The sequence below is a fragment of the Roseburia inulinivorans DSM 16841 genome (assembly GCF_000174195.1).
Lineage (GTDB): Bacteria > Bacillota > Clostridia > Lachnospirales > Lachnospiraceae > Roseburia > Roseburia inulinivorans.
The window spans coordinates 1-1,102 of record NZ_ACFY01000120.1; the positions used below are offsets into that span (position 1 = coordinate 1).

At 35.1% G+C, this 1,102-nt stretch carries 1 protein-coding gene; it reads right to left on the reverse strand.

The window, feature by feature from the left end; all coding sequences use genetic code 11:
• On the reverse strand, positions 1-762 hold a 762-nt coding region (locus ROSEINA2194_RS13450), incomplete at its 3' end, for an ATP-binding protein (protein WP_252832642.1).
• Positions 763-1,102: the final 340 nt, after the last annotated feature.

A 1,102-nucleotide genomic window follows, 5' to 3' on the forward strand; every position in this document is an offset into this window, starting at 1 on the left:
TGAATTGAGGAATAACTCAGCAATAAATTTATTTCCATCACTTTTCAATATTAAATTTCCATCATATTTTTTTACACTGCTCTGAACATTCAGCAGTCCTATTCCACCGCCTTTTCCTTTCGCTGATACCGGAAAACCATTTTTCCACTTTACCTCCCCGCAGTTATTTTCGATGCTGGCAGCTATCATTTTATGGTATGAGCCAATCTTAATCGAAATATATTTCTCTCCTTCCAGCTTCTCTGCTGCCTCAATCGCATTATCTAATAAATTTCCAAAAATAGTTGTAATGTCGATTGGTGCAAGGAAATTCAGATTCACATTATCCACCTTTATGGTTACTGAAATACCTTTTTCCCTCATAACGGATTCTTTATCGGTAAGAAGAATGTTCAAGATCGGATTTTCTGTGTATTGAACCGGAATGAGCGGCTTTAACAGTTCTCTGATTTCCGCTGCATATTCTCCTGCCGTATTCCCCTGCTCTGCACCATATAATCCTTCGATTGCTTTAATATGCTTATTTACATCATGTAATATGTGGACGGTTTGATCATACTTTTTTGCCTGGGTCAAATAGTATTCGTATTGTACCTTTGCCTGCTGCTCTAATGCGATCAACTGCTTTTCGTAATAGTTCTTTTCATCTGCCATTTTTACAAAATATAAAAGGTATAAATCTGCCAGAACAATACATCCCATGTTGACTGCACACAAATAATTTTCTTCTCCATTTTTAAAATTCTCTACAATTACACTCATGTTAATCAGACTGTATAGAAGTATAATTCCATACATGATGTACCGTGTCTTTGAATAAGGGACATCACTTTTTTTCACAAACCTGTTTATGAATGTGTAATACAAAAAAATAAGTATCACCTTTGAAAATGTTACCTCAAGGCAATAAAGCATCGTTTCATTCACATTTTTTATATCTGCGGCTTGCAAAATGCATTGTAAAAGAATCACTCCCAATGATTCACAGACAGACATACAAAATACTAATGCTTCACATTCAATAATACGTCTTAAGGGTTTATCTATATCCTCATAATACAGAACATATACTATAATCCCCGTCAAAACGCCCCAGACTACT